The 24,441-nt window shown below is 65.6% G+C and carries 16 protein-coding genes, 1 tRNA gene and 1 pseudogene; 10 read left to right on the top strand and 8 right to left on the bottom strand.

The window, feature by feature from the left end:
* The first annotated feature begins 142 nt into the window (after positions 1 to 142).
* The 4 genes from LDZ24_RS11085 to rsmA all read left to right on the top strand — a co-directional run bounded on the left by LDZ24_RS11085 (position 143) and on the right by rsmA (position 5,793).
* Positions 143 to 2,533, top strand: a complete 2,391-nt coding sequence (locus LDZ24_RS11085) for an LPS-assembly protein LptD (RefSeq protein ID WP_248320485.1) — start codon at positions 143 to 145, stop codon at positions 2,531 to 2,533.
* A 71-nt stretch (positions 2,534 to 2,604) separates the two neighbouring features.
* Positions 2,605 to 3,969: a peptidylprolyl isomerase gene (locus LDZ24_RS11080; protein WP_371747345.1), complete on the top strand. Its 1,365-nt coding sequence runs from the start codon at positions 2,605 to 2,607 to the stop codon at positions 3,967 to 3,969.
* A gap of 5 nt (positions 3,970 to 3,974) precedes the next feature.
* On the top strand, positions 3,975 to 4,964 hold the full coding sequence (gene pdxA / locus LDZ24_RS11075) for a 4-hydroxythreonine-4-phosphate dehydrogenase PdxA (protein ID WP_248320483.1): 990 nt from the start codon (positions 3,975 to 3,977) through the stop codon (positions 4,962 to 4,964).
* A 19-nt stretch (positions 4,965 to 4,983) separates the two neighbouring features.
* Positions 4,984 to 5,793 (top strand): 16S rRNA (adenine(1518)-N(6)/adenine(1519)-N(6))-dimethyltransferase RsmA, encoded by an 810-nt coding sequence (gene rsmA / locus LDZ24_RS11070; protein ID WP_248320482.1) that lies wholly within the window; start codon positions 4,984 to 4,986, stop codon positions 5,791 to 5,793.
* Positions 5,794 to 5,805: 12 nt separating this feature from the next.
* Here the strand turns inward: rsmA and LDZ24_RS11065 are convergent, their stop codons facing one another.
* The gene (locus LDZ24_RS11065) at positions 5,806 to 6,027 is read right to left on the bottom strand and encodes a hypothetical protein (RefSeq protein ID WP_175945001.1); all 222 of its coding nucleotides are present in this window, start codon (positions 6,025 to 6,027) and stop codon (positions 5,806 to 5,808) included.
* A gap of 178 nt (positions 6,028 to 6,205) precedes the next feature.
* Between LDZ24_RS11065 and LDZ24_RS11060 the strand changes: the two genes are divergently transcribed.
* Positions 6,206 to 7,471, top strand: coding sequence for a DNA repair exonuclease (locus LDZ24_RS11060; RefSeq protein ID WP_248320481.1), 1,266 nt, complete (start codon positions 6,206 to 6,208; stop codon positions 7,469 to 7,471).
* Positions 7,472 to 7,475: 4 nt separating this feature from the next.
* Positions 7,476 to 10,940, top strand: coding sequence for a YhaN family protein (locus tag LDZ24_RS11055; RefSeq protein ID WP_248320480.1), 3,465 nt, complete (start codon positions 7,476 to 7,478; stop codon positions 10,938 to 10,940).
* Positions 10,941 to 10,954: 14 nt separating this feature from the next.
* Here the strand turns inward: LDZ24_RS11055 and LDZ24_RS11050 are convergent, their stop codons facing one another.
* The 3 genes from LDZ24_RS11050 to LDZ24_RS11040 all read right to left on the bottom strand — a co-directional run bounded on the left by LDZ24_RS11050 (position 10,955) and on the right by LDZ24_RS11040 (position 15,684).
* Positions 10,955 to 11,776 carry a Sir2 family NAD-dependent protein deacetylase gene (locus LDZ24_RS11050; RefSeq protein ID WP_248320479.1) on the bottom strand — a complete coding sequence of 274 codons (822 nt, stop codon included), beginning with the start codon at positions 11,774 to 11,776 and terminating at the stop codon, positions 10,955 to 10,957.
* On the bottom strand, positions 11,773 to 12,873 hold the full coding sequence (locus LDZ24_RS11045; RefSeq protein WP_248320478.1) for a YafY family protein: 1,101 nt from the start codon (positions 12,871 to 12,873) through the stop codon (positions 11,773 to 11,775). The genes LDZ24_RS11050 and LDZ24_RS11045 overlap by 4 nt, the downstream gene beginning before the upstream one ends.
* Positions 12,874 to 12,957: 84 nt before the next feature.
* Positions 12,958 to 15,684, bottom strand: a complete 2,727-nt coding sequence (locus LDZ24_RS11040) for a LuxR C-terminal-related transcriptional regulator (protein ID WP_248320477.1) — start codon at positions 15,682 to 15,684, stop codon at positions 12,958 to 12,960.
* 15 nt (positions 15,685 to 15,699) lie between these two features.
* Between LDZ24_RS11040 and LDZ24_RS11035 the strand changes: the two are divergent.
* The 4 genes and pseudogenes from LDZ24_RS11035 to LDZ24_RS11020 all read left to right on the top strand — a co-directional run.
* Positions 15,700 to 17,511, top strand: a pseudogene (locus LDZ24_RS11035) (3-hydroxyacyl-CoA dehydrogenase NAD-binding domain-containing protein); the annotation flags it as partial.
* A gap of 10 nt (positions 17,512 to 17,521) precedes the next feature.
* Positions 17,522 to 18,700, top strand: coding sequence for an acetyl-CoA C-acyltransferase (locus LDZ24_RS11030; protein WP_248320476.1), 1,179 nt, complete (start codon positions 17,522 to 17,524; stop codon positions 18,698 to 18,700).
* Positions 18,701 to 18,714: 14 nt separating this feature from the next.
* Positions 18,715 to 20,577: an acyl-CoA dehydrogenase gene (locus tag LDZ24_RS11025; protein ID WP_248320475.1), complete on the top strand. Its 1,863-nt coding sequence runs from the start codon at positions 18,715 to 18,717 to the stop codon at positions 20,575 to 20,577.
* Positions 20,578 to 20,585: 8 nt separating this feature from the next.
* The gene (locus LDZ24_RS11020) at positions 20,586 to 21,368 is read left to right on the top strand and encodes an SDR family oxidoreductase (protein WP_248320474.1); all 783 of its coding nucleotides are present in this window, start codon (positions 20,586 to 20,588) and stop codon (positions 21,366 to 21,368) included.
* Between the two features lie 121 nt (positions 21,369 to 21,489).
* Here LDZ24_RS11020 and LDZ24_RS11015 read toward each other — a convergent pair.
* The 4 genes from LDZ24_RS11015 to tolB form a co-directional block, all read right to left on the bottom strand.
* Positions 21,490 to 21,565: transfer RNA gene (locus tag LDZ24_RS11015), tRNA-Lys, on the bottom strand.
* Positions 21,566 to 21,710: 145 nt separating this feature from the next.
* A complete protein-coding gene (gene ybgF / locus LDZ24_RS11010) occupies positions 21,711 to 22,460 on the bottom strand; it encodes a tol-pal system protein YbgF (protein ID WP_248320473.1) in 750 nt (249 codons plus the stop codon).
* 36 nt (positions 22,461 to 22,496) lie between these two features.
* A complete protein-coding gene (gene pal, locus LDZ24_RS11005; protein ID WP_244847193.1) occupies positions 22,497 to 23,003 on the bottom strand; it encodes a peptidoglycan-associated lipoprotein Pal in 507 nt (168 codons plus the stop codon).
* A gap of 54 nt (positions 23,004 to 23,057) precedes the next feature.
* The gene (gene tolB / locus LDZ24_RS11000) at positions 23,058 to 24,350 is read right to left on the bottom strand and encodes a Tol-Pal system beta propeller repeat protein TolB (RefSeq protein ID WP_244847192.1); all 1,293 of its coding nucleotides are present in this window, start codon (positions 24,348 to 24,350) and stop codon (positions 23,058 to 23,060) included.
* Positions 24,351 to 24,441 lie beyond the last annotated feature (91 nt).

Below are 24,441 nucleotides of genomic sequence, written 5' to 3'. Positions count from 1 at the left end.
GCGTCATCGTTCGATCGAGTGTCGTCCCTGCCTAGCCACGGACCGTCGAATTCACTCCGGCAATGATGCGGGCGAACCGCGGCCGCTCACTTGGCGGCATCGAGCGCGTCCGACGCGAAAGGGATCGAACCGCCACCCATACATGCCGCCACGACAGTTTCCCGCATCGAAGATTCAAGGCGACGCACAGCCACGCCGGCGGCGGCTCGTCGCCGCGCTGCTTTCCGTACCGGGCCTGATGCCCGCTCTCGCGCATGCGCAGCTCGCCGGTCCGGCCGCCGACGCGCAGCCGATCGACGGTCCCGGCAGCCTGCGTCTCGCGCCGCAGTTGCAGGAACGGCCGCTCAAGAGCGGTCAGCAGCCCACGACCTTCCTGCTCGGCGACAAGGCCACCGGCACGTCCGACGAGGACATGGCGGCGAAAGGCTCGGCCGAAGTGCGCCGCACGGTCACGGTCATCAAGGCCGACGCGCTGCATTACGACCAGGATACTGACATGGCCGATGCTTTCGGCCATGTCAGGCTCATCAACAACGGCGTGTCGTTCGTCGGCCCGGAAGCGCATCTGAAAGTGGATTCGAACGAAGGGTTCATGACGAACCCGAAGTACCACTTCAATCTGACGGGCGGCTCGGGCAGCGCGGAGCGCATCGATCTGATCGACAACGAGCGCGCGCGCGTCGATCACGGCACCTACACCGCATGCCAGTGCGACACGAATCCGGCGTGGTACATCAAAGGCTCGTCGTTCGATTTCGATACCGGCTCGGAAGAAGGCATCGCGCATAACGGCGTGCTGTTCTTCCAGGGCGTGCCCGTATTCGCGAGTCCGTGGCTCTCGTTCCCGCTGACGGGCGACCGCCGCAGCGGCTTTCTGCCGCCGACGTTCTCGCTCAGTTCGACGACGGGCTTCGAAGCCACGATTCCGTACTACTTCAACATCGCCCCGAACCGCGATCTGACCGTCACGCCGCGCATCATGTCGCGGCGCGGCGTGCTTGGCGAAGCGAATTATCGCTACCTGTCGCCGACGTACTCGGGCTCGCTCACGGTCGACTATCTGCCGAACGACCGCGAAACGCACACCAACCGTTATGCGATCTTTTGGCAGCATCGGCAGAACTTCGGCGGCGGCTTTGGCGGCTACGTCAATTACAACAAGGTCTCGGACGATCAGTATCCGGAAGACCTGGGCAACGCGTCGAATCAGTTCCTGAACGGCACGCAGTTGCTGTATCAGCAGGAAGCCGGGCTGACGTACAACAACGGGCCGTGGTCCGTGCTCGCCCGCGAGCAACGCTGGCAGACGCTGCAGCCGTCGATTCCGCCGTATGCGCGCGAGCCGCAGTTGAATGTGCAGTACAACAAGTACAACGTCGGCGGCTTCGATTACGGCGCGGAAGCGGACTTCACGCGCTTCACGATCACGCAGGAAGGCGCGACCGACGGTCAGCGCATGTATCTGAACCCGTACGTGAGCTACGGGATCAACGCGCCGGGCTATTTCTTCACGCCGAAGGTTCAGTGGCACTTCGCGTCGTACGACCTGAGCCACATCGCGACCGGCCCGATTCCGGGCCAGCCGCTGACGCCGGCCGGGCAGCCGAAGAATTTCACCGAGTCGATTCCCACGGTCAGTCTCGATACCGGGCTCGTGTTCGACCGTTCGGTCCGGCTCTTCGGGCAGGACTACATTCAGACGCTCGAGCCGCGGCTCTATTACGTCTACACGCCGTATCGCAACCAGAACTTCGCGCCGATCTTCGATACCGCCGAAGCCGACTTCGGGCTCGCGGAAATCTACACGCCGAACACGTTCGTCGGTAACGACCGCATCGCGGATGCGAACCGCCTGACGGCCGGGCTGACCACGCGCTTCATCAACCCGGCGACGGGTGACGAGCGCGCGCGTTTCGTGATCGCGCAGCAATACTATTTCACGAGCCAGCGCGTCACGATCAGCCAGGACCAGCCGATCAACGAGGCCAAGCACTCGGATCTGATCGCCGGCGCGGCCATCAAGCTGGGCGCTGGTTTCGCTTCGGAAACTGCGTTCCAATATAATGTCGACAATAACCAGCTCGTGCGCACGAGCGTCGGCTTCGCGTTCAGTCCGGCGGACCGCAAGGTCATCAACGTCGGCTACCGGTACACGCGCTCGAACCAGACCACGCTCGTCAACGAGCCGATCAACCAGTTGCTGGTGTCCGGCGAATGGCCGCTGACGAACCGTCTCTATGCCGTCGCGCGTGTCAATTATGATCTTGCCGGCCACCGGCTCGTCGACGGCCTCGTGGGCTTCCAGTACGATGCCGACTGCTGGGCGCTCGGCTTCGGCGCGCAGCGTTACGCCAACGGCGTGAACACGAGCGGCCAGCCTTCGTCGGGTACGCGCGTGCTTGCGCAGATCACGTTCAAGGGTTTGTCGAAGGTCGACAACGGTCTCGTCAGCGCGTTCCGCGCGAGCGTTCAGGGCTACCAGCCGCCGCCGCCGTCTGCTCCGCCGCTCGCCCGCTTCAGCGACTACGAGTGACGAGACGTACCACAACGCCAAAGAAGCGCACAGCGCACGAATGGGTCAAGTCAGGATTTGATGGAGTATCTGTGGCAAACATGAAACTGTTTCGATCGACGGCGATGGCCGCGAGCGCGCTGACAGCGGCGCTGATGATGAGTTCGCCGGCCGGTGCGCAGGCGTTGTCGAACCCGAATGTGCAGGTGGCGGATTCCGTCGTCGCGGTGGTGAACGACGGCGTCATCACGCAGCGCGAGCTGGAAGAGCGCACGAGCCTCATCGTGCAGCGGCTCAAGCAGCAGAACGCGCCTGTGCCGCCCATCGAACAGATGCGCCGGCAGGTGCTCGACCAGATGGTGCTCGAACGCATCCAGCTGCAAAAGGCGAAAGAGGACGGCATCGTGATCGACGACGCCACCGTCAATCGCACGCTGCAACGCCTCGCGCAGCAGAATCAAATGACGCTCGACGTCTACCGCTCGCGCATCGAGGCGCAAGGCGTGCCGTGGGCGACGTTCATGCGCGACGCGCGCACCGAACTGACGCTCTCGAAGCTGCGCGAGAAGGAAGTCGACAGCAAGATCACCGTGTCGGACGGCGAAGTGGCGAACTACATCGCCAGCCAGCGCGGGCCGGGCGCCCGTAACGCGAGCGACCTGCATCTGCAGCACATCATGTTCAAGCTCGCGTCGAACGCGCCGGATTCAGAGGTCGCGGCCGTGCAAGCCAAGGCCGACGCCGTGCTCAAACAGGCGCAGGCCGGCGAAGACTTCGCGAAGCTCGCCAAGCAGAACTCGCAGGACACCGACGCCAGCAAGGGCGGCGACCTCGGCTTTCGCGCGCCGGGCACGCTGCCGGCGGGCATCGTCTCGGCGGTGTCGGGGCTGCGTCCGGGCCAGGTCGTGCCGACGCTCCTGCGTACCGACGGCGGCTTCGAGATCGTGAAGCTGGTGGAACGTCGCGCGAGCGAGGGCACCGCGGCCGATGCGCCGAAGCTCGTGCAGACGCATGTGCGCCACATTTTGCTGCGCGTGTCGGACGGCATGTCGGAAGCCAGCGCGCGCCAGAAGCTGCTCGATATCAAGCAGCAAGTGGCCGCGGGCGGAGACTTCGCCAACTTCGCGCGCACGTACTCGCAGGACGGCTCGGCCTCGCAAGGCGGCGATCTCGGCTGGATCAGCCCCGGCGAAACCGTGCCCGAATTCGAACGCGCCATGAACAACCTGCAGGACGGCGCGGTGAGCGATCCGGTGCGCAGCGAATACGGCTATCACCTGATTCAGGTGCTCGGCCGCCGCGACGCGGAAGGGACCGCCACGCAGCAGCTCGACATCGCGCGTCAGGCAATCGGTCAGCGCAAGGCCGAGCAGGCGTACTCCGACTGGCTGCGCGAACTGCGCGACACGGCGTACGTGCAGTACAAGGGCATCGCTGCGCAAGAGGCGCAGCAGTAAGCCGCATGAGCACCGCCGCGCATCCGGACAGGCCGCTTACCGTCGCCATTACGACCGGCGAACCGGCTGGCGTCGGTCCGGAACTGACGGCTGCGGCGCTCGCTCAGGCGCACGCGCGCTGGCCGTCGGTGCGCTTTGTCGTGCTCGGCGACCGTGCGTTGCTCGAAGCGCGCTCGGGCGCCAAGTGGCCTACGAACGGCGACCTCACCGAGATCGAACATCACGCGCTCGCGGCGCCCGCCGAAGCCGGCAAGCTGGACGCGGCAAATGGGCGCTACGTGCTCGATCTGCTCGATGCCGCCATCGACGGCGCGGTGGCGGGCCGTTTCGATGCCATCGTCACCGCACCGCTGCAAAAGAGCACGATCAACGATGCCGGCGTGCCCTTCACCGGCCACACCGAATATCTCGCGGAGCGCACGCACACGCCGCGCGTCGTGATGATGCTCGCGGGCAGCGGCGAGCGCCCGTTGCGCGTCGCGCTCGCGACCACGCATTTGCCGCTGAAGGACGTATCGGCTGCGCTCAGCATCGACGGTATCGTGGAGACATTGCGCATCATCGATCACGATTTGCGCGCGCATTTCGGGCTCGCCGCGCCGCGCATTCTCGTGACCGGTCTCAATCCGCACGCGGGCGAAAACGGCTATCTGGGCCGCGAGGAAATCGATGTGATCGCGCCCGCGCTCGAACGCGCCCGCGCGCTCGGCATCGACGCGCCTGGTCCGTATCCCGCCGACACGCTGTTTCAGCCGCGTTATCTGGAAGACACCGACTGCGTGCTCGCCATGTTCCACGATCAGGGCCTGCCCGTGCTGAAATACGCGACCTTCGGCGAAGGTATCAACGTGACGCTCGGGCTGCCGATCATCCGCACCTCCGTCGATCACGGCACGGCGCTCGATCTCGCGGGCACGGGCCGCGCGGACCCCGGCAGCATGATCGCCGCCATCGACGCCGCCGTGACCATGGCGCGCCACAAACGCAGCGCCTGAGCGCATTCAACGAAAACGTATGTCCACACGACACCAGGGCCATCTGGCGCGCAAACGCTTCGGCCAGAACTTTCTCGTCGATCAGGGCGTGATCGATTCCATCGTCGACGCCATCGCGCCGCAGCGCGGCGAGCGCATGGTCGAGATCGGGCCGGGGCTCGCGGCGCTCACCGAGCCGTTGATCGAGCGGCTCGCCACCCCCGAGTCGCCGCTGCACGCCGTCGAACTGGATCGCGACCTGATCGGGCGGCTGGAAAAGCGCTTCGGCGAGCGGCTCGTCGTGCATTCGGCGGACGCGCTCGAATTCGATTTCGGCACGCTCGCGCTCGCGGGCGACAAGCCGTCGCTGCGCATCGTCGGCAATCTGCCGTACAACATTTCGAGTCCGCTGCTGTTCCATCTGACGACGTTCGCGCCGATGGTGATCGACCAGCACTTCATGCTTCAGGACGAAGTGGTCGAGCGCATGATCGCCGAGCCCGCGAGCAAGGAGTACGGGCGTTTGTCGGTAATGCTGCAATACCGCTACGTGATGGAGAAGCTGATCGACGTGCCGCCCGAATCATTCCAGCCGCCGCCGAAGGTGAACTCCGCGATCGTGCGCATGATTCCGTTCGCGCCGCATGAACTGCCGGCCGTCAATGAAACCGTGTTGAGCGATGTCGTCAAGGCCGCGTTCGCGCAGCGTCGCAAGGTCTTGCGCAACAATCTCGCGGCGTATCGCGACAAGGTCGATTTCGATGCGCTCGGATTCGATCTCGCGCGTCGCGCCGAAGAAGTGCCGGTGGCGGAGTTCGTCGCGCTGGCGCAGGCTCTCGAGCGCAGTTGATTCGTCGGTTCGTCATTGGCATGTCGCCTCGCACGCGTCGGTGGCGAGCAGTTTCATCAGTCGGTCGAGCCGCATGCGCTGATCGCGCTGCAAGCCGCGCGTCGCGCTGACCTGCTGCACGCGCTTGCGCCAGTAAGTCTGGCCGAATAGCGAATTCGCGCCTTCAGCCGACAAGACGCGCTCCAGATGCACGATCGCGGCGTCGACGTTATGAGCGGTGTAGGGACTGGTCATCGGGTTACCTCGCTGCGTGTTGACGTTGACGAATTCTGCGTGCCTGTCGGGACATTTCGCGTCTCTTCAGCGCGGCGAAGCACTGAGTCGAACGGGACGCGAAATGTCCCGAACGTCTGCAAGCATCGTCGTTCGAACACGCGAGAAGCGCGACCACTCATTCAAAGGAGACAGCGCCATGCGCTTCATTCACGCGGCCGATATCCATCTCGACAGCCCGCTGCACGGGCTTTCCGCCTACGCCGACGCGCCCGCCGACATGCTGCGCAACGCCACGCGCGAGGCGTTCTCGAAGCTCGTGTCGGTCGCCATCGACGAACAGGTGGACTTCATGGTCATCGCGGGCGACCTGTACGACGGCACCTGGCGCGATCACAACACCGGCATCTTCTTCTGCAAGGAGATGGGCAAGCTGCGGCGCGCGGGCATTCCCGTGTATCTGCTCTACGGCAATCACGACGCCGAAAGCGAAATGACGAGCCAGCTTCAGTTGCCGGACAACGTCCACACGTTTTCGACGAAGAAGCCGCAGACATATCGCATCGACGCGCTGAAGGTCGCGCTGCACGGCCACAGCTTCAAGGACAAGGCGGTGACGACGAATCTCGTGACCGCGTATCCGCCGCCTGTCGACGGTTATTTCAATATCGGCGTGCTGCACACGGCGCTGGAAGGCGCGGCGATGCATGCGAGCTACGCGCCGTGCACGGTCGCCGAACTGCATGCGCGCGAGTATCACTACTGGGCGCTCGGCCACGTGCATGAATTCGCGATCTGGCAGGAAGCATCGACCATCGTGTTTCCGGGCAACTTGCAGGGGCGCACCATTCGCGAGACGGGCCGGCGCGGCGCGGTGTTGGTCAGCGTGTCCGAGGCGGAGGAGGTTAGCGTCGAGCGGCTCTTCATCGACGTGTTGCGCTGGGAAGCCGTGAATGTCGATGCTTCCGGCCTCGACACGCTCGATGAGGTCGCCCGCGCGGCCGGCCGTGCGCTGGAGGCGCTCGTGGATGCCGCCGAGCGCCCCGTGCCGCACGCGGTGCGCGTGAGCATCACCGGCGCGACGAAGGCGCACGGCGAACTCTTCGCCAACGAGAAACAGCTACGCGCCGAAGTCCTCGCGCAGATCGCGGCGATCAGCCATGACCGCTTGTGGCTCGAAAAGGTGAAAGTCGCGACGCAGCCGATCACGCGCGAACGCACGGCAGCGGATCTTGCCGATGGCGGCGACGCGCTCGCCGATCTTCACGCGCTGCTGATCGAAGCCGAATCCGATCCCGAATTCCTCGCCATGCTCAAAGACAGGCTCATCACGCTCGCGACGCAAGCGCCGAGCGACTTGCAGAAGTCCGTGCCCGAACTCGACTACGTGCGCGACGGCGAACTGGCGAAGCTCGTGAGCGAAGCGCGCTCGGGCCTGATCGCGCAACTCGCGGACGCGGAGTAACGGGATGCGCATCAGCCAGCTCGATCTCATCCGCTTCGGCAAATTCACGGATCACGCCGTCGAGTTTCCGCTGGCGGAGCACGATTTCCATTTCGTCGTCGGCCCGAACGAGGCGGGCAAATCCACCATCAAGACGGCCATTTCCGAACTGCTTTTCGGCATGCCGCATAGCTCGTCGCTCGCGTTTTTGCATCCGCAGAGCGATCTGCGGCTGGGCGCGAAGCTGGAGAAAGACGGCGCGGCGCTCGCCTTTCATCGCACGAAGAGCCGCAAGTCGCCGCTCACGACGCCGAACGGCGACCCGCTCGCCGCCGATGCGCTCGCCCCGTTCCTCGGCACCGCCGACAAGAGCTTCTTCGAGCAGATGTATTGCCTCGATCACACGGCGCTGATTCGCGGCGGCCAGAGCATCCTCGACGCATCGAGCGATGTCGGGCAGGTGCTGTTTCAGTCGGCGGCGGGCATCGCGAGTCTGGGCCAAGTGCGCCAGCGTCTCGCCGATGAAGCCGACAGTCTTTGGGCCAAGCGCAAGTCGGGCGAGCGGGCGTACTACGTCGCGCTGAAGCATTACGAAGAAGCCACCGCCGAACTCAAGGCGGCGAGCGTGCGGACGGCGCAGTGGCGTCGGGCGCACGGCGCGGTGGAGGAGGCGCAGGAGCGCAGCCGCGAGCAGGAAGCGCGTCGCGCGGAACTGGAAGTCATGCGCGCAAAGCTCGAACGCATCCGCCGCGCCGCGCCGTATCTCAACGTCTGGCGGGCGAAGTCGGCGGAACTCGACGCGCTCGGCGATACCGCCGATCTGCCCGCCAACGCCGAAGCGACGCTCCAGAACGCGCTCACGCGGCTGGCGTCGGCGCAGACCGCGCTCGATCTGCACACTGGCGACGTCGAGCAGTTGCAGAAGGACTTGAGCGAGATTCGCATCGATCAGGCGCTGCTCGCGGTCGAAGCGGACATTCGCGCGCTCGAAGGGACGCGGCATCAATGCGCGAATCACGCGAACGAGATCGCGCGACTCGAACAGGAAGTCGCCGTGCGCGTGCGGCAGATTGCGCAGGATTGCGCGCAACTCGGCTGGCCGCAGGACGAAGCAAGCGCGCGGCAGTCGCTGCCCGGACCGCTCGTGCTGCAGACCGTGTCGAGCCTGATGCTGGATCGCGGCGAATTGGAACTTGCGGCCCGCAACGCCGAGCGCGCGGCGCACGAGAGCGTGGAGCGGATCGCGGCGTTGGAGACGCGGCTCGCCGCGCTGTCCGATTGCGACGTCGCGCCTGGCTTGCGCGTGGCGCTGCGGGCGGCGCAGAAGTCTCGCGATACCGCGACGACGCAACGCCGCCTCGACGACGCCCGCCGCGAAGCCGACCACGCCTTGCAGGCGGCGCTCGCGTCGCTCGGCAAGTGGACGCGGCCGCTGCCCGAACTGCGCGCGATGACGCTGCCCGCCGCCGAGCGCATCGCGGTGCTGCGCGACGAACGGCAGGCGCTGGCCTCACGGCTCGCGGTGGCCGGCGATCGGCTGAAGGAAGCGCAAGACGCGCTGCACGCGACACAAACCGAACTGGGCGATTTCGTGCAGACACACGATGTCGTGACGGCCGCCGATGTCCGCGAGGCCCGCGACGCGCGCAACGCCGCGTGGCACGCGATCCGCGCGGGCGAGACGCCGCTCGCGACAGCCGCGCCGCGCTTCGAAACGGCGATGCACGCCGCCGACGGGCTCGCGGATCGTCAACTCGGCTCGGTCGGTCAGGCGACGCAGCTCGTCGCGCTGAAGCGGCGCGTGGCGGTGGAACAGGAAGCCGTCGCACGCCGGGAGCAGGCCGCGCGCGATGCCGCGACGGCGCTCGCTGAATTCGACGCCGCGTGGGCCGCGCTGGCCGCCCAATCGCAGATTGCGGAGATGGCGCTCGACGACGCGCCGTCGTGGCTCGCGCGCCGCGATCAGGCGCTTGCCGCATCGCAGACGCTGGACCGCTACACCGAAGAACTGTCACGCGAATCCGCCGATGCAGACTCGCGTCGCGCCGAACTCGCGCGGCAACTCGCGCAGGCGGGCGTGGCTGCCGATCCGTCCGCCGACCTCGACGCGCTATGCGACATCGCCGAGCGCCATATCAGCGCCGTCGACGAGGCAGCGGTCACGCGGCGTCACGTGAGCGAACAGCTGGACGCAGCGCGTGCCGAGAGCGTCGCGCGCCAACGCGCCGCGAAGACCGCCCGCGACGCGTTCGAGCAGTGGCAGCGCGACTGGTCGGCAGCGGTCGGTCGCGCGGGCCTCGCGGTCGCGGCGGAGTCGCAGGCGGCGGCGGAAACGGCCATCGGCATCGTGAAGAAGATCGGCGATCAACTCGCGCAGATCGACGCCATTCGCTCGCAACAGATCGAACCGATGCGCGCGTCGCTCGCCGCGTTCCAAGCGGACGCGGCGCGGCTCGCCACGCACATCGACCGTGAGCTTGCCGCGCTCGAAGCAAGCGGCATTTCGGCGGAACTGTCGTCGCGGCTGGAGAGCGCGTGCGCGGCGCGCGGCGAAGCGGAGCGCATCCGCCGGGAACTGGCAACCGCCAACGAGCAAGCGAGCGCCGCGAAGGCTGCGCTCGACGAAGCCCGCGCGACGCTGCGCCCGCTCTACGAACTCGCGGGCGTCGATACGCCGGAACTGCTCGCCGCGCGCATCGCCGAGTCGCAACGCAAGCGCGACCTGACCGCCGCCGTGAACGAGGCGCGCGACGCATTCATCAAAGGCGGCGACGGACTCGCGCTCGACGCGCTGATCGCGGAAGTGGACGGCGCGGACATCGCGGACGTGCAGGCGCAACTATCGCTGACGAGCAGCGCGCTCAACGAATCGGTGAAAGTGTCGACAGCGCTGGCCGCCGAACTCGACGCCGCCGAACGCGAACTGAAGGCGATTTCAGGCGAAGCCAACGCGGCGCGCGCCGAGGCGAAGCGTCAGGAAGCGCTCGCCGCCATGGCCGATGCCGCCGAACGCTTTATCAAGGTGGAAACGGCATCGACGCTGCTGAAGTGGGCCATCGACCGTTACCGCGAGCGCCGCCAGGGCCCGATGCTTTCGCGTGCGAGCGCCATCTTCGCGGAATTGACGCTCGGGGCGTTTTCGCGGCTCGTCGTCGATTACGACCGCCAGCCGATGGCGCTCGCCGCCGTGCGCGCGACGAACGGCGCGCATGTCGAAATCGGCGGAATGAGCGAGGGCACGCGCGATCAGCTTTTTCTCGCGCTGCGGCTCGCGGCGCTGGAGGAGCATGGTGAGAAGGCATCGGCGCTGCCGTTCGTCGCGGACGACCTGTTCATCAATTTCGACGATGGCCGCGCGCGCGCCGGCCTGCGCGTGCTGGCGCAGATCGCCAGGCGCACGCAGGTGATCTTTCTGAGCCATCACGATCATCTCGTCGGCATGGTGGGCGAAGTGTTCGGGCCGCAGGTCAACGTGCGGTACATGGGCTGAAGCGCGAGGCGGCATCAGCCGTTCAGCCCGCGATCGAGCCGCAGCAGCGTCTCCTTCGCGCCGCCCGCGATGCCCACGCCCACGCCCGGCGCGATGCCGTGCTCGCGCGGATTGATGCGCACGACGCGCGGGCCGTGCCGTTCGCTGAAGCGCCGCACCGTCGGCAGCGCGCGGCCCGCGCCCAGTTCCACGACGACGAGCCGTTCGACGCTTTCAAGCCAAGCCGCGAGTCGCCGTTCTTCTCGCGCCGATTGCGTGTCGATCCAGCTCCAGTCACCGAACATCAGAATGTTCGGGCGCGCGAGACGGCCGCAATGCGGACAAAGCGGCAACGCGTTGACGAGCTCGCAGCGGCTTTCGTCGACGACCGGCTCGAACGCGTCGGCGGGCCAGATGTGGTTCGTGCAGGCGTCGATGCACTGCATCGCATGGATGGCGCCGTGGCACTGCGCGACGCGCTCGGCGGCGAAACCGGCGCGCTGGAATTGACCGTCGACGTTGCTCGTGAAAACGAACGCGCCGTGACGCAGGCGCGCGCCCCAGCGCCGCAGCACGTCGAAGCCTTCGTGCGGCTGCGTCGCGCGATACAGCGCCAGCCGATGCCCGTAGAAGCCCCACGCAAGGCGTGGATGCCGAACGAAGCCGTCCGGATTCGCCATGTCTTCGAACGAGAAGCCGTGATGCCGCAACGCCGGATACGCGCGCCAGAAGCCTTCCGGGCCGCGAAAGTCAGGGAGGCCCGAATCGACGCCCATGCCCGCGCCCGCGGTAATCAGGAGGCCATCGGCGTCGGCGATCCACGCAGCGGCTTGCTCAATGAGCGCTTCGTCACTCATGCCGCTTCTCCTGCGTGCGCGCTTGCCGTTGCATGCCGATAGCGGTTCGCGAGCTTCAGATAGTCCTGCGCGAACTCGTCGCGCAACGCTTGCGGCGCAAGAATCTCGACGCCCGCGCCGAGCGCGCGCAGCCACCAGCGCAGCTTGAGGCTCGGCGTGACGGTGCCGGTCACTTTCATGCGGCCATCGGGCAGGGTGTCGATTTGCTGATCCTTCGACATCGGCGATTCGCGCAACTGATTGCCCGCGCTGCCTTCGAACGCAAGCTCCAGCTTTACCGCCGGTTCGGGCAGAAAGTCGAATGCCTGCTGCGTCTCGATGTATTTGCGCAGCCGGAAGTCCGCCGGATAGCTGAACGATTCGCCGGACTCCGTCACGGACCGAATGCGGTCCAGCCGATACAGCGCGCGCGCCGATTCCGGCTCGCCTTCGCCGGCGGGAGGCGCGCGGCGCGGGTCCTGCGCGACCATGTACATGACGCCCGCCGATTCGACGAGCGCGAGCGGCCAGAGGCGCTTCGTCTTCGGCGCATCGCTCTTTTCCTTGCTTTCGCTGCGGTACGCGGCGCGATACTGCACCAGCAATTCGCGCTCGAAGAACGTCGCGGTCGCCACCGTGTTGAAAATCTCCGGCCGCAGCTTCGGGCGAATCAGCGTGAACGCGCCATCCACCGAATCGATCTTGTCGGCCCACGCGCGATACATGCGGCTGTCCGCTTTTTCCTGCGACAGCCGCGCTTCCGCCGCCTTGAACAGCGGATCGATGTCTTGCGTGACGGCGGCCGGCAGTTTGTTGCCCGCGAAGCGCTGAAGAATATGGAACGCGACGGCCTCCGACGCGCTCATCAGCCCGACGCCTTCCTGAAGGCCGTGCAGCCACGGCTTGCGCTGCCACAGCAACTCGCGGCCGTTGATCGTGGAGATGACGCGCGACTCGGCTTCCAATGCGGTGAGATGGCGCTGTACCTTCTTCGTGTATCCGACGCGATGCCCGCGCTCTTCGAGCCGGCGGCGCACTTCGGGCGTGGAGAGCCACGAGACGGCGTCCCGCTCCGTCGGCAGCACGCGGAGAATGGCTTCGTCGAGACTGGAGGTCATGGGGCGGTTCCTTGAGGCGTTATCGCCTCATTATAGGAATGACCGGGACATAACGTGTCTCGAACGACATGCCGTCAGCGACGCCTACTGAATCAGCTCCTGCTTACGCGCCCAGACCATCGCGTCGTAACGGCTCGATACGCCCAGCTTCGCGAAAATATTGCGCAGGTTCCATTTCACCGTTTCGAGCGTGATGTTCAGCGTGAGCGCGATGCGCTTGTTCGACATGGCCTGCGCGACGAGCCCGAGTATCTCGACTTCGCGTTGCGTGAGCACGGCGTCCGTCTTCGACGTGTTCGCGCGTCGCAGCATCGACGCGGCGTCGTCCGCGCTGGCGCTATCGGCGAGCTTCGCGACCAGCTCTTCGAGATAGCGCAGGCTGGATGCATCGAGCCGCTTCTCGCGCAACAGAGCGCCGAGCTGCTTGCCGACGATATGCGCTTCATCGACGAACGTCCGCACGAGGCCGAGCTCGCGTCCCGCCTGCACCGCGCGAAGCAGGCATGCGTTCGCGTCGTCCGTCCGCTTCATGTCCGCGAGCACCGCGCCCGACAGCAGATCGACGAGCGCAAGCAAGCGGCTGCGGTTGAAGCCGACGGCATGCGCCCGGACGACGTCGAGCGCGCGCAAGGCTTCGGCCGGATCGTCGTTGCGCAGCACGCGCGCGCGCGTGAGCGCCGCGTTCGCCGCGATTTCATCGGGAAGCTCAGCGCCGTCCGTGTCCTTATCCGTATTCGTATTCGTCTTGGCGCGCGCCAGTTCGTCCAGCAGCGCCGCCGTCTCGCTCGCGCCCGTACGATCGCCTTTGACGAGCAGAACCTTGACCTGTTCGGCGAGCATATAGCTGACGGCACGCCGCTGCCCGAGGCTTTGCAGATGCGAGGTCTGCTGCCGGATGAACGCGAGCGCGGCATCGGCGCCTTCCTGCAATAGATCGAGCCTCGCGCGGCACAGCGATGCCCAGATCGTGACGTCAGGTCCCGACGAATGCAGCAGGCCACGCCGGTTGGCGATCGTCTCGCGGGCGTCGTCGATGCGATCGAGCTCGTAGTACACCTCCACGAGCAGGCCGGCGCACACGTTCGCGCTGATCGAATGATGGCCCGCCGCCTTCACCGATCGCGCGAGCAACGCCGAGCCCAGACGCTCGGCATCGCGCATGCGGCCTTCGAACATGAGATTCGACACCAGCGTCGCCTCGACGACGAGCGCCATGTCGTTGTTGCGATCGGCGTGCGGGACATGATGCGTGTCGAAGAGACGCTTCGCTTCGGCGTAGCGACCGACCGAGCGGTACGCGACGCCCAGTTCCGCGATCAGCATGTAGCGCAGGAACGGGTTCTCGACGGCCGCGTCGCGCACCGGTTCCAGCAGTTCGATCATGCGCGCGGCGTCATCGTTCTGGAACGCGATGGCCGCCTCGACGAGCGGCAGACTGCGCTCGATTTCCGGCGGGACGGTGTGTGCGCCGCTGCGCAGTTGCGCGAGCCACGCCTTCGCCTTCGCGGGACGCGACGTCAGCGAAACCGTCAGGCACGCGAGGAACAACAGGCGCGGGTGACGGAACAGCACTTCTTCCGGCACGCGATCCAGCAGATGCAGCGTCGGGCTGAGATAGTCGAGATTCCACGTCGCGGGCGCGGCGCGCTCGATCATGCCGGTGGCGTATTCGATGTCGTTGCCGAGACTCGCGTGGCGCATGGCATCGGCGAGCAGGCCGTTTTCCGCGAACCAGCGCGCGCCGCGCCTGTGCAGTTCGTTCACGGCGTCGCGGCCGCGCCGCTCCAGACGCGTCGAAAGAAACTCGCCGAAGAGCCGATGCAGGCGATACCAGATCATTTTGTCGTCCGAATCGATTCGGATGGTGAGCAGGTTGTCGTCCTCCATCTTCTTGAGCAGATCCGCCGCGTTCGCCTGACCCGTCACGCTCTGCGCGAGGGACGCGTTGAAGCGCCGGAACACGCACATGCTCTCGGCGAACGCCGTCAGTTCCTCCGGCAGATGCGCGATGATCTCTTCGCTCAGATAGGTCTGCAGATCATTGGAACGCCACACGAGATCCTGCAGCATGCTCCGCGCTTCCGGGCGGTTGCGCAGCATCGTGACGATGAGTTGCAGGCACGACGGCCAGCCGCTCGTGAGCTCGTGAATCAGGCCGAGCTCGTCCGCATTGATCTTGCCGGTGCCGAGGTTTTCGTCGAGAAAATGCCGCGTTTCCGGCAGATCGAACGGCAATTCCGCGCTGTCCACTTCGACGATCTGACCCATCATCCGCAAGCGGCTGAGACTCAGCGGCGGCGTCACGCGCGACGAAATCACGAGGTGCAGATTGCCCGGCCCGTGATCGAGCAGCTTCTGCACGAACTTGTGCGCGGCGGGCGCTTCGACGTGGTGATAGTCGTCGATGATCAGATACACGTCCTTCGGCAGATCGACCGCGCCTTCGACGATGGCCGCGATCGCCGCGTACATTGCGCTCGCGCTCGTGTCGTCGGGCGGCATGTCGGTCTCCACCGAGATGCCCAGGCGCTGCATCGCCGCGAAGAGTTCGGCGCAGAAATCCGCGTAGCCGCCGTCGTCGGCGGTGAGCGAAAGCCATGCGACTTCCGCGCCGGACTTCAGGCAGTTCTGCCGCCATTGCGCGAGCAGCACGGTCTTGCCGTAGCCGGCGCTGCCGGACACGAGCGCGAGTTTCGCCTGATGCACGCGATCCAGTTGCGCGAGCAGGTTCGTGCGAGGGACATGCCGTGCGCCGATGCGCGGCGGCGAAAACTTGGTGGAAACCAGGTGTTTGGTGAAAGGCGTGGGCAAGTCGTCACCTAGTCGATGCTCGCGGCGATTCACTCGGTCGCGATGGGCGGCGGGCTCGAACTCGCGCTCGGCTGCCATTACCGGCTCGCCACGCGGCAAGCGAAGATCGCGCTGCCCGAAGTGAATCTCGGTCTGTTGCCGGGCGCGGGCGGCACGCAGCGCCTGCCGCGCGCAATCGGCCTCCAAGCAGCGCTCAACATGATCGTGTCGGGCAAGACCATGCTCGCCGAACAGTTCGCGGGCACGGGCCTCTTCAACGAGATCGTCGCCGATGATGTCGTCGCGGCCGCCGTGAAATTCGCGCGCGATGTCGCCGGGCGTGCCGGTTCGCATCCCAAGCTGCGCGACGCAAAAGTGCAGCACGCGCACGCCGAAGCGTATCTCGGCTTTGCGCGCAGCACGGTGGCAGCGAGCGCAGGGCCGTATCCCGCGCCGCTGGCCTGCGTGAATGCCGTCGCGGCGTCACTGAAGCCATTCGATGAAGGCCTGAAGGCCGAGCGCGACGGCTTCATGGCGTTGATGAACACGCCGGAATCTCGCGCGCTGCGCCACGCCTTCCTCGGCGAACGCGCGGCGAGCCGCATCCCCGACGTGCCCGCCGACACGCCGACGCGCGCCATCGCGAAGGTGGCCGTTATCGGCGCGGGCACGATGGGCGGCGGCATCGCGATGAACTTTCTGAACGCGGGCGTGCCGGTCACGCTGCTCGAGATGAAAGCGGACGCGCTGGAGCGCGGCGTCGGCGCGATTCGCCGCAACTACGACAACACCGCGAAGAAGGGCAAGCTCACGCAAGACGATGTGGACGCGCGCATGGCGCGGCTTGCGACCACGCTCTCGTACGACGACATCCGCGACGCCGATCTCGTGATCGAAGCCGTGTTCGAAGACCTCGAGGTCAAGAAGAGCGTGTTCCAGCGGCTCGACGAAGTGGCGAAGCGCGGCGCGATCCTCGCATCGAATACGTCGACGCTCGATATCGACGCCATCGCGTCCTTCACGAAGCGCCCGCAAGACGTGATCGGCATGCACTTCTTCAGCCCCGCGAACGTGATGAAGCTGCTGGAAGTGGTGCGCGGCGCGCGGACCGCGAAAGACGTGCTCGCCACGGTGATGCAGCTCGCGAAGAAGATCGGCAAGGTCGCGGTGGTGTCGGGCGTGTGCGACGGCTTCATCGGCAATCGCATGATCGAGCAGTACAGCCGTCAAGCCGGCTTTCTGCTCGACGAAGGCGCGCTGCCGCAGCAAGTGGACCGCGCGATCGAGCGCTTCGGCTTCGCAATGGGCCCGTTCCGCATGATCGACATGGCGGGCAACGACATCAGCTGGGCGATCCGCAAGCGCCGCGCCATCGAGCAGCCCGAGTTCAACTACTCGAAGACGGGCGACCTGCTGTGCGAGATGGGGCGCTTCGGCCAGAAAGCGCAGGCGGGCTGGTACGACTACAAGCCAGGCGATCGCCGGGCGTATCCGAGCGCGGTCGTCGACGAAATGATCGTGCAGCATTCGAAGGATCTCGGCATCGCGCGGCGCAGGATCAGCGACGAGGAAATCGTCGAGCGGCTCGTGTTCGCGCTCGTCAACGAAGGCGCGTTGATCTTGCAGGAAGGCATCGCGTCGAAGGCATCCGATATCGACATGGTCTATCTGCACGGCTACGGCTTTCCGAAGTTCCGCGGCGGGCCGATGCAGTACGCGGACGAGATCGGCCTGTACGCGGTGGCGCAGGCCATCCGCCGCTACGCCAACGGCTACCAGGGCCACGCGTGGACGGTCGCGCCGCTCCTGCAGCGGCTCGCCGATGCCGGCGCGAGCTTCAACGACTAAGGACCGAGACATGAACGAGGCAGTGATCGTATCGACGGCGCGTACCGCGCTGGCCAAAAGCTGGAAGGGCGCGTTCAACATGACGCACGGCGCGACGCTCGGCGCGCACGCGGTCCGGCACGCTATCGCGCGGGCGGGCATCGAGGCTGGCGAAGTCGAAGACGTGCTGATGGGCTGCGCGAACCCCGAAGGCGCGACGGGCGGCAACATCGGCCGTCAGATCGCGTTGCGGGCGGGCTGTCCGGTGACGGTGCCGGGCGCGACCATCAACCGCTTCTGCTCGTCCGGACTGCAAAGCATTGCGATGGCCGCGCAGCGCGTGATGACAGGCGAAGGCGAAATTTACGCGGCGGGCGGCGTCGAAAGCATCTCGTGGACGCAGCGCCAGATGAACATGGAGTACGCGAACGACCCGTGGCTCGCCGCGAACAAGCCCGAGATTTACTGGAGCATGTTGCAGACGGCGGAGCAGGTCGCCAGGCGCTACGGCATTTCGCGCGAGCGGCAGGACGAGTACGGCGTGCGCAGCCAGCAGCGCGCGGCGGCGGCGCGCGAGGCGGGACGCTTCGACGATGAAATCGTGCCGATGACCGTCACGGCGGGCGTCGTCGATCGCGCGACCGGTGATATCGTGAGCCGCGAAGTGACCATCGCCGCCGACGAAGGCATTCGCGCGGACACGACTTTGGAAGGCGTCGCGAAGATTCGCAGCGCGCTGCCGGGCGGCGTCATATCGGCGGGCAACGCGTCGCAGTTCTCCGATGGCGCGTCGGCATGCGTCGTGATGGACGCGCGCGTCGCCGCATCGAAGGGCATCGCGCCGCTCGGCGTGTTCCGCGGCTTCGCGGTGGCGGGCTGCGAGCCGGACGAAATGGGCATCGGACCGGTGTTTGCGGTGCCGAAGCTGTTGAAGAAAGCGGGGCTGACGGTTGACGACATCGGCTTGTGGGAGCTGAATGAGGCTTTCGCCGTGCAGGTCTTGTACTGCGCGGATACGCTCAGCATTCCGATTGAGCGGCTCAACGTGAACGGCGGCGCCATCGCGGTGGGGCATCCGTTCGGCGTGTCGGGCGCGCGGCTCGTCGGACACGCGCTGATCGAAGGCAAGCGCCGCGGCGTGAAGCACGTCGTGGTGACGATGTGCATCGGCGGCGGACAAGGCGCGGCCGGCCTCTTCGAAGTGCTTTGACAAGGACGAGAGACATGTCGTTGATCCTTTCCCGGCGCGATCTGAACTTTCTTCTGTACGAATGGCTGAAGGTCCAGGCGCTCACCGACAACCCGCGCTACGCCGACCATTCGCGCGAAACGTTCGACGCCGCGCTCGATACGTGCGAGAAGATCGCCACCGATCTCTTCGCCACGCATAGCAAGAAAAGCGATCAGCAGGAGCCGCATTTCGACGGCGAGCGCGTGCACGTCATCCCCGAAGTGAAGACGGCGCTCACGGCGTTCAGCGATGCCGGGTTGATGGCTGCCGGACAGGACTTCGATCTGGGCGGCATGCAGTTGCCGGTGGTCGTCGAGAAGGCGGGCTTCGCGTACTTCGTCGCCGCGAATATCGGCACGGCGGCGTTTCCGTTCCTGACCATCGGCAACGCGAACCTGCTGCTCGCGCACGGCACGCAGGAGCAGATCGACACCTTCGTGCGTCCTGAACTGGAAGGCCGCTTTTTCGGCACCATGTGTTTGTCCGAGCCGCAGGCGGGCTCGTCGTTGTCGGATATCACGACGCGCGCCGAGTACGAGGGCGAATCGCCGTTCGGGGCGCAGTATCGGCTGCGCGGCAACAAGATGTGGATCTCGGGCGGCGAGCATGAGCTGTCCGAGAACATCGTCCATCTGGTGCTCGCGAAGATTCCCGGTCCGGACGGCAAGCTGATTCCCGGCGTGAAGGGCATCTCGCTTTTCATCGTGCCCAAGTATCTGGTCGAAGAAGACGGCTCGCTCGGCGAACATAACGATGTAGTGCTCGCCGGGCTCAATCACAAGATGGGCTATCGCGGCGTGACCAACTGCCTGCTCAACTTCGGCGAAGGCGTGCGGCATCGGCCGCTGGGCAAGGCGGGCGCGGTGGGCTATCTCGTCGGCGAGGCGGGGCAGGGGCTCGCCTGCATGTTCCACATGATGAACGAGGCGCGCATCGGCGTCGGGCTCGGCGCGGCGGTGCTCGGTTACACGGGCTATCTGCATGCGCTCGACTATGCGCGCAACCGGCCTCAGGGACGCCCGACGGGACGCGCGGGCAAGGACCCGGCGAGCCCGCAGGTCAAGCTCGTGGAGCACGCCGACGTGCGCCGCATGCTGCTCGCGCAGAAGAGCTACGCGGAGGGCGGCCTCGCGTTGAACCTGTACTGCGCGAAGCTCGTGGACGAAGCGCGCGCCGCCGAAGCCGCCGACGACGCGCAAAAACACGAACGCCTCACGCTCTTGCTCGACATCCTGACGCCGATTGCGAAAAGCTGGCCGTCGCAATGGTGCCTGGAAGCGAACAATCTCGCGATTCAGGTGCACGGCGGCTACGGCTACACGCGCGAGTACAACGTCGAGCAGTTCTATCGCGACAACCGTCTCAACGCGATCCACGAAGGCACGCACGGCATTCAGGCGCTCGATCTGCTCGGCCGCAAGGTAACGATGAAGGACGGCGCGGCGCTGCGGCTGCTCGTGGACCGCATGCATGCGAGCGCGGCGCGCGCGTCCGCGACGGGCGATGCGGCGCTCGTCAAGCACGCTTCCACGTTCGACGAATCGGTGACGCGCCTCATGCACGTCACGCGCATGTTGTGGGCGGCGGGCGATCCGTCGGTCACGCTCGCGAACGCGTCGCTGTACATGGAGGCGTTCGGCCATGTGACCGTTGCGTGGATCTGGCTCGAACAGGCACTTGCGGCGCGCGCGGGGCTCGCCGCCGCCGGCAACGACGACGACGCGGCGTTCTATCGCGGCAAGCTCGCCGCCGCCGATTACTTCTTCAAATGGGAACTGCCGCGCGTCGGACCGCAGTTCGATCTGCTCGTGTCGCTGGACCGCACGACGCTCGACATGCAGGACGCGTGGTTCTAGGAGAGCGAATGCGCACCGTACAACAACTCATCGACCTGAGAGACAAGACCGCGCTCGTGACGGGCGGCTCACGCGGCCTCGGCCTGCAGATTGCCGAGGCATTGGGCGAACAGGGCGCGCGCATCGTGCTGTCCGCGCGCAAGCCGGATGAACTCGATGCCGCCGCGCAGCATCTGCGCTCGCGCGGCGTCGATGCGCGGTGGATCGCGGCGGACGGCGCGCGGGAGGACGAAATCGCCCGCCTCGCCGATGAAGCGCTGGCCGCGCTCGGCCGCGTCGACATTCTGGTGAACAACGCGGGCGCGACATGGGGCGCGCCCGCCGAGGATCATCCGATCGCGGGTTGGGACAAGGTAATGAATCTGAACGTTCGCGGGCTGTTCCTGCTGACGCAGCGCATCGGCAAGCTCTCGATGATTCCACGCCGCTATGGACGCATCATCAACGTGGCGTCCATTTCGGGGCTCGCGGGCAACGGGCCCGGCACGATGGAGACGATCGCCTACAACACGTCCAAAGGCGCGGTCGTGAATTTCACGCGGACGCTCGCGGGCGAGTGGGGCGAGCACGGCATCACGGTGAACGCGCTTGCGCCCGGCTTCTTTCCGTCGAGGATGACGCAGAGCTCGCTCGACCGCTGGGGCATCGAGCGCATGTGCGAGAGCATTCCGCTTCACCGTCTCGGCGACGACGAAGACCTGAAGGGCGCGGCTGTTCTCTTTGCGAGCGATGCGGGCAAGCACATAACCGGGCAGGTGCTGGCCGTGGATGGCGGGGTGACCGCGGTGTAGATTCGGTGTCTCGACTGCGCTGAGTGCCGAAGCGTCCGTTCGTCGAGCGAACTATCGAGCGAACTAATGAGCAGAAACGACAAAGGGTTACAGGCTTGCGCCTGTAACCCTTTGAATTCTTTGGTAGGCCGTGCGGGATTCGAACCTGCGACCAACGGATTAAAAGTCCGCTGCTCTACCAGCTGAGCTAACGACCCGAAAGAGGCAAAATTATAAGCGGCGATCTCGAATACTGTCAACCGTATATCGCCGTTACTCGCTCAAGAAAAACGCCCGCGGCATGCGTGCCCGCGAGCGTTCTTCAACGAGAGGCGCGGAACCGGAGAAGCTCAAGAGCTCCGCTTACTTCACCTGCGACATCTTGCTTTGCGCCGTCTGCGCGACTTCAGTGCCCGAATACTGCGAGATGATCTGTTGGAGCGTCTGCTTCGCAGCCGATTTCTGGCCCTGTTCGATCTGGTTATTCGCGATTGCGAGCAACGCTTCGGGTGCTCGCGGATGCGTGGGGTACGTCTTCACCAGATTCTGCCAGATCGCGGTCGAGCCCTTGTAGTCGCGCTGCGCATACAACGCGTTGCCGAGCCAGTACTGCGCGGTCGGCTGATACGGGCTTTGCGGATACTTCGCGACGAACGCCTTGAACGACGCCGCGGCGCCCTTGTAATCACCGTTACGGAACTCCGTCGACGCTGCGTTGAACGCTTCCGTCTCGCCGGGCTGCACCGAACCCGTCACGCCGTCGATGGTCTGCTGCTGCGGCTCGAACTTCTTCAAGCGCGTATCGAGGTCGGCGTAATAGTCCTTCTGCTGCTTTTGCAGCGTGGCCACCTGGTTCGCCAGGTCCTCGTTCTGCCCGCGAACCGTCGCGAGCTGCTGATTCAGCTGGTCGAGCCGATTCTGCTGATCGAGGATCGTGCGCTGCGCAGCCTGCAACTGATTGGTGAGGCCATCGGTCTTGGTGCGCAGATCGAGCACGGCTTTGCGCGCTTCGTTGTCGTCGAAGACGCCGGCGTGCGCGGGCACGCCGAGCATTGCCGAACCGACTACACACGCGGCTGCGGCAGCGCGCAGCAAGGGAAAGCGATACAACATAGGGCGACTCACCCGTGACTGGTTACGTTAGTTCGATTACTGCTGGTACACGAGATCCGCGCGGCGGTTCTGCGCGTACGACGATTCGTCGTGACCCGTCGCCATCGGCTTTTCCTTGCCGAGGCTCACGGCTTCCATCTGCGAATCGGCCACGCCCATCAGCGACATCGCGCGACGCACGGCTTCCGCGCGCTTCTGGCCGAGCGCGAGGTTGTACTCGCTCGTGCCGCGTTCGTCGGTGTTCCCCTGAATCAGGACGTGACGCTCCGGATGGCTCTTCAGATACGACGAATGTTGTTGCAGCAGCGGCTGATAGTCGTCCTTCACGGCGTAGCTGTCGAAGTCGAAATAGATGCTGCGCTTGGCGAGCGGGCTGTTCGGATCGTTCAGCGGGTCGATGTTGACTTGCTTCACGTCCGTCGGGTTGGGCTGCGTGCTCACCGCACCCTTGTTTGCGCCTTCATCGAGCTTCACGCCCGAATGACACGCGGCCAATGCGCCGACCATTGCAACTGCCAGGCCGATACGGAGTTTCGACATCATGGTACCTCTCCTTGTGTTGTAGCTGAACGTTGTAGGTGAAACGTATTGCTGGACTTATTGCATGAACGGACCCCAGGACGGCTCGCGCACCGCGCCGCCCTGTACGGACAAGACTTGCCGCGTGCGACCATCGGTCGACACGGCTGCCAACACGCCACGTCCGTTCACTTGGGTGGCGTAGAGGATGTACTGACCATTCGCCGCGAAGCTCGGCGATTCGTCATGCGTCGTATCGGTCAGCCCCGTTGCCGTGCCGGACGCGAGGTCCTGCAAATACAGCTTGAAGCCGCCGCCGGTGCGCGAAATGTACGCGAGTTGCTTGCCGTCCGGACTCACGCGCGGGCTCGTGTTGTAGCTGCCCGTGAACGTGACCCGCTGGGCCGCGCCGGCAGATTCCCCCGCCGCCGGCATTCTGTAGATCTGCGGTTGGCCGCCGCGATCGCTCGTGAAATAGATGGAGTTGCCATCGGGCGAGTAGGCCGGCTCGGTATCGATGGAACTGCCTTGTGTCAGACGGCGCAGGCCGGTGCCGTCCGCGTTGACTTCGAAAATCTGCGTATTGCCGGTGCGCGACAGGGCGACCGCGAGCTTGCGGCCGTCAGGCGACCACGCCGGCGCACTGTTGTTGCCCTTCTGATTCGACACGACGATGCGGCGTCCCGTCGGCAGGTCGTGAATGTAGACGACGGGCTTCTTCTTTTCGAAGGACACGTACGCGACCTTCGTGCCGTCCGGCGACCACGCCGGCGAGATGATCGGTTCCGGGCTGGAGAGGGCGATCTTCGCGTCCTGGCCGTCCGAATCCGAAATCTGCAACTGATAGCGCCCGCCCGTCTGGATGACATACGACAGGCGCGTGGCGAACACGCCCCGGCCGCCGAGCAGCTTGGCGTAGATGTAATCCGCAATCTTGTGCGCGCTCATGCGCAGGCCGCTTTCCGCGCTGACGAGCGACAGGCCGCCGAGATTCTGCTGCTTCACCGTGTCATAGAGGCGAAAGCGCACTTCGTACTGGCCGTTCGACAGGCGCGTGACGCTGCCCGACACGAACGCGTCCGCGCCCTTGGCCTTCCACGCGCCGAGATCGACGGATTCGGTTTCCGAAACCGGCGTGCTGCCCGCGTCGATGTTCGTGAACTTGCCGCTCCTCTGCAGATCCTGACGAATGATCGCGCTGATCTGCTGCGGCGAGCTCGCCTCGTTGGCGAAATTGGCCGTCGCGATCGGGAACTGAGTCGAACCGACGCCGGTGACGAGCACGTTCAACTGGGCGTGTGCGGCGGTGCCGGCTGCGATCAGGCAGGATGCGACCAGCGTTCTCAGGCCAAGCTTCGTCATCAAACTCATGCTGTTTAGGTTCCGAAAAAAGCGTTTTCAAGTGTCTGGGGAATGCAGAACAGACCCCCGGTTGCACGATTCGTTCCCAGCGCAAAGCGCC

Origin of the sequence: Caballeronia sp. Sq4a (assembly GCF_023170545.1) — a bacterium.
Taxonomy (GTDB): Bacteria; Pseudomonadota; Gammaproteobacteria; order Burkholderiales; family Burkholderiaceae; genus Caballeronia.
The sequence above is the reverse complement of the archived record's forward strand: the minus strand, read 5'-3'. Positions and strand labels throughout refer to the sequence as shown.

Coding starts and splice junctions, on each gene's coding strand:
- LDZ24_RS11030 (WP_248320476.1), top strand. CDS start 17,522: ATGAACGAGGCAGTGATCGTATCGACGGCGCGTACCGCGCTGGCCAAA.
- LDZ24_RS11065 (WP_175945001.1), bottom strand. CDS start 6,027: ATGACCAGTCCCTACACCGCTCATAACGTCGACGCCGCGATCGTGCAT.
- rsmA (WP_248320482.1), top strand. CDS start 4,984: ATGTCCACACGACACCAGGGCCATCTGGCGCGCAAACGCTTCGGCCAG.
- ybgF (WP_248320473.1), bottom strand. CDS start 22,460: ATGTTGTATCGCTTTCCCTTGCTGCGCGCTGCCGCAGCCGCGTGTGTA.
- LDZ24_RS11025 (WP_248320475.1), top strand. CDS start 18,715: ATGTCGTTGATCCTTTCCCGGCGCGATCTGAACTTTCTTCTGTACGAA.
- LDZ24_RS11020 (WP_248320474.1), top strand. CDS start 20,586: ATGCGCACCGTACAACAACTCATCGACCTGAGAGACAAGACCGCGCTC.
- tolB (WP_244847192.1), bottom strand. CDS start 24,350: ATGAGTTTGATGACGAAGCTTGGCCTGAGAACGCTGGTCGCATCCTGC.
- LDZ24_RS11050 (WP_248320479.1), bottom strand. CDS start 11,776: ATGAGTGACGAAGCGCTCATTGAGCAAGCCGCTGCGTGGATCGCCGAC.
- LDZ24_RS11085 (WP_248320485.1), top strand. CDS start 143: ATGCCGCCACGACAGTTTCCCGCATCGAAGATTCAAGGCGACGCACAG.
- LDZ24_RS11045 (WP_248320478.1), bottom strand. CDS start 12,873: ATGACCTCCAGTCTCGACGAAGCCATTCTCCGCGTGCTGCCGACGGAG.
- pdxA (WP_248320483.1), top strand. CDS start 3,975: ATGAGCACCGCCGCGCATCCGGACAGGCCGCTTACCGTCGCCATTACG.
- LDZ24_RS11060 (WP_248320481.1), top strand. CDS start 6,206: ATGCGCTTCATTCACGCGGCCGATATCCATCTCGACAGCCCGCTGCAC.
- LDZ24_RS11055 (WP_248320480.1), top strand. CDS start 7,476: ATGCGCATCAGCCAGCTCGATCTCATCCGCTTCGGCAAATTCACGGAT.
- pal (WP_244847193.1), bottom strand. CDS start 23,003: ATGATGTCGAAACTCCGTATCGGCCTGGCAGTTGCAATGGTCGGCGCA.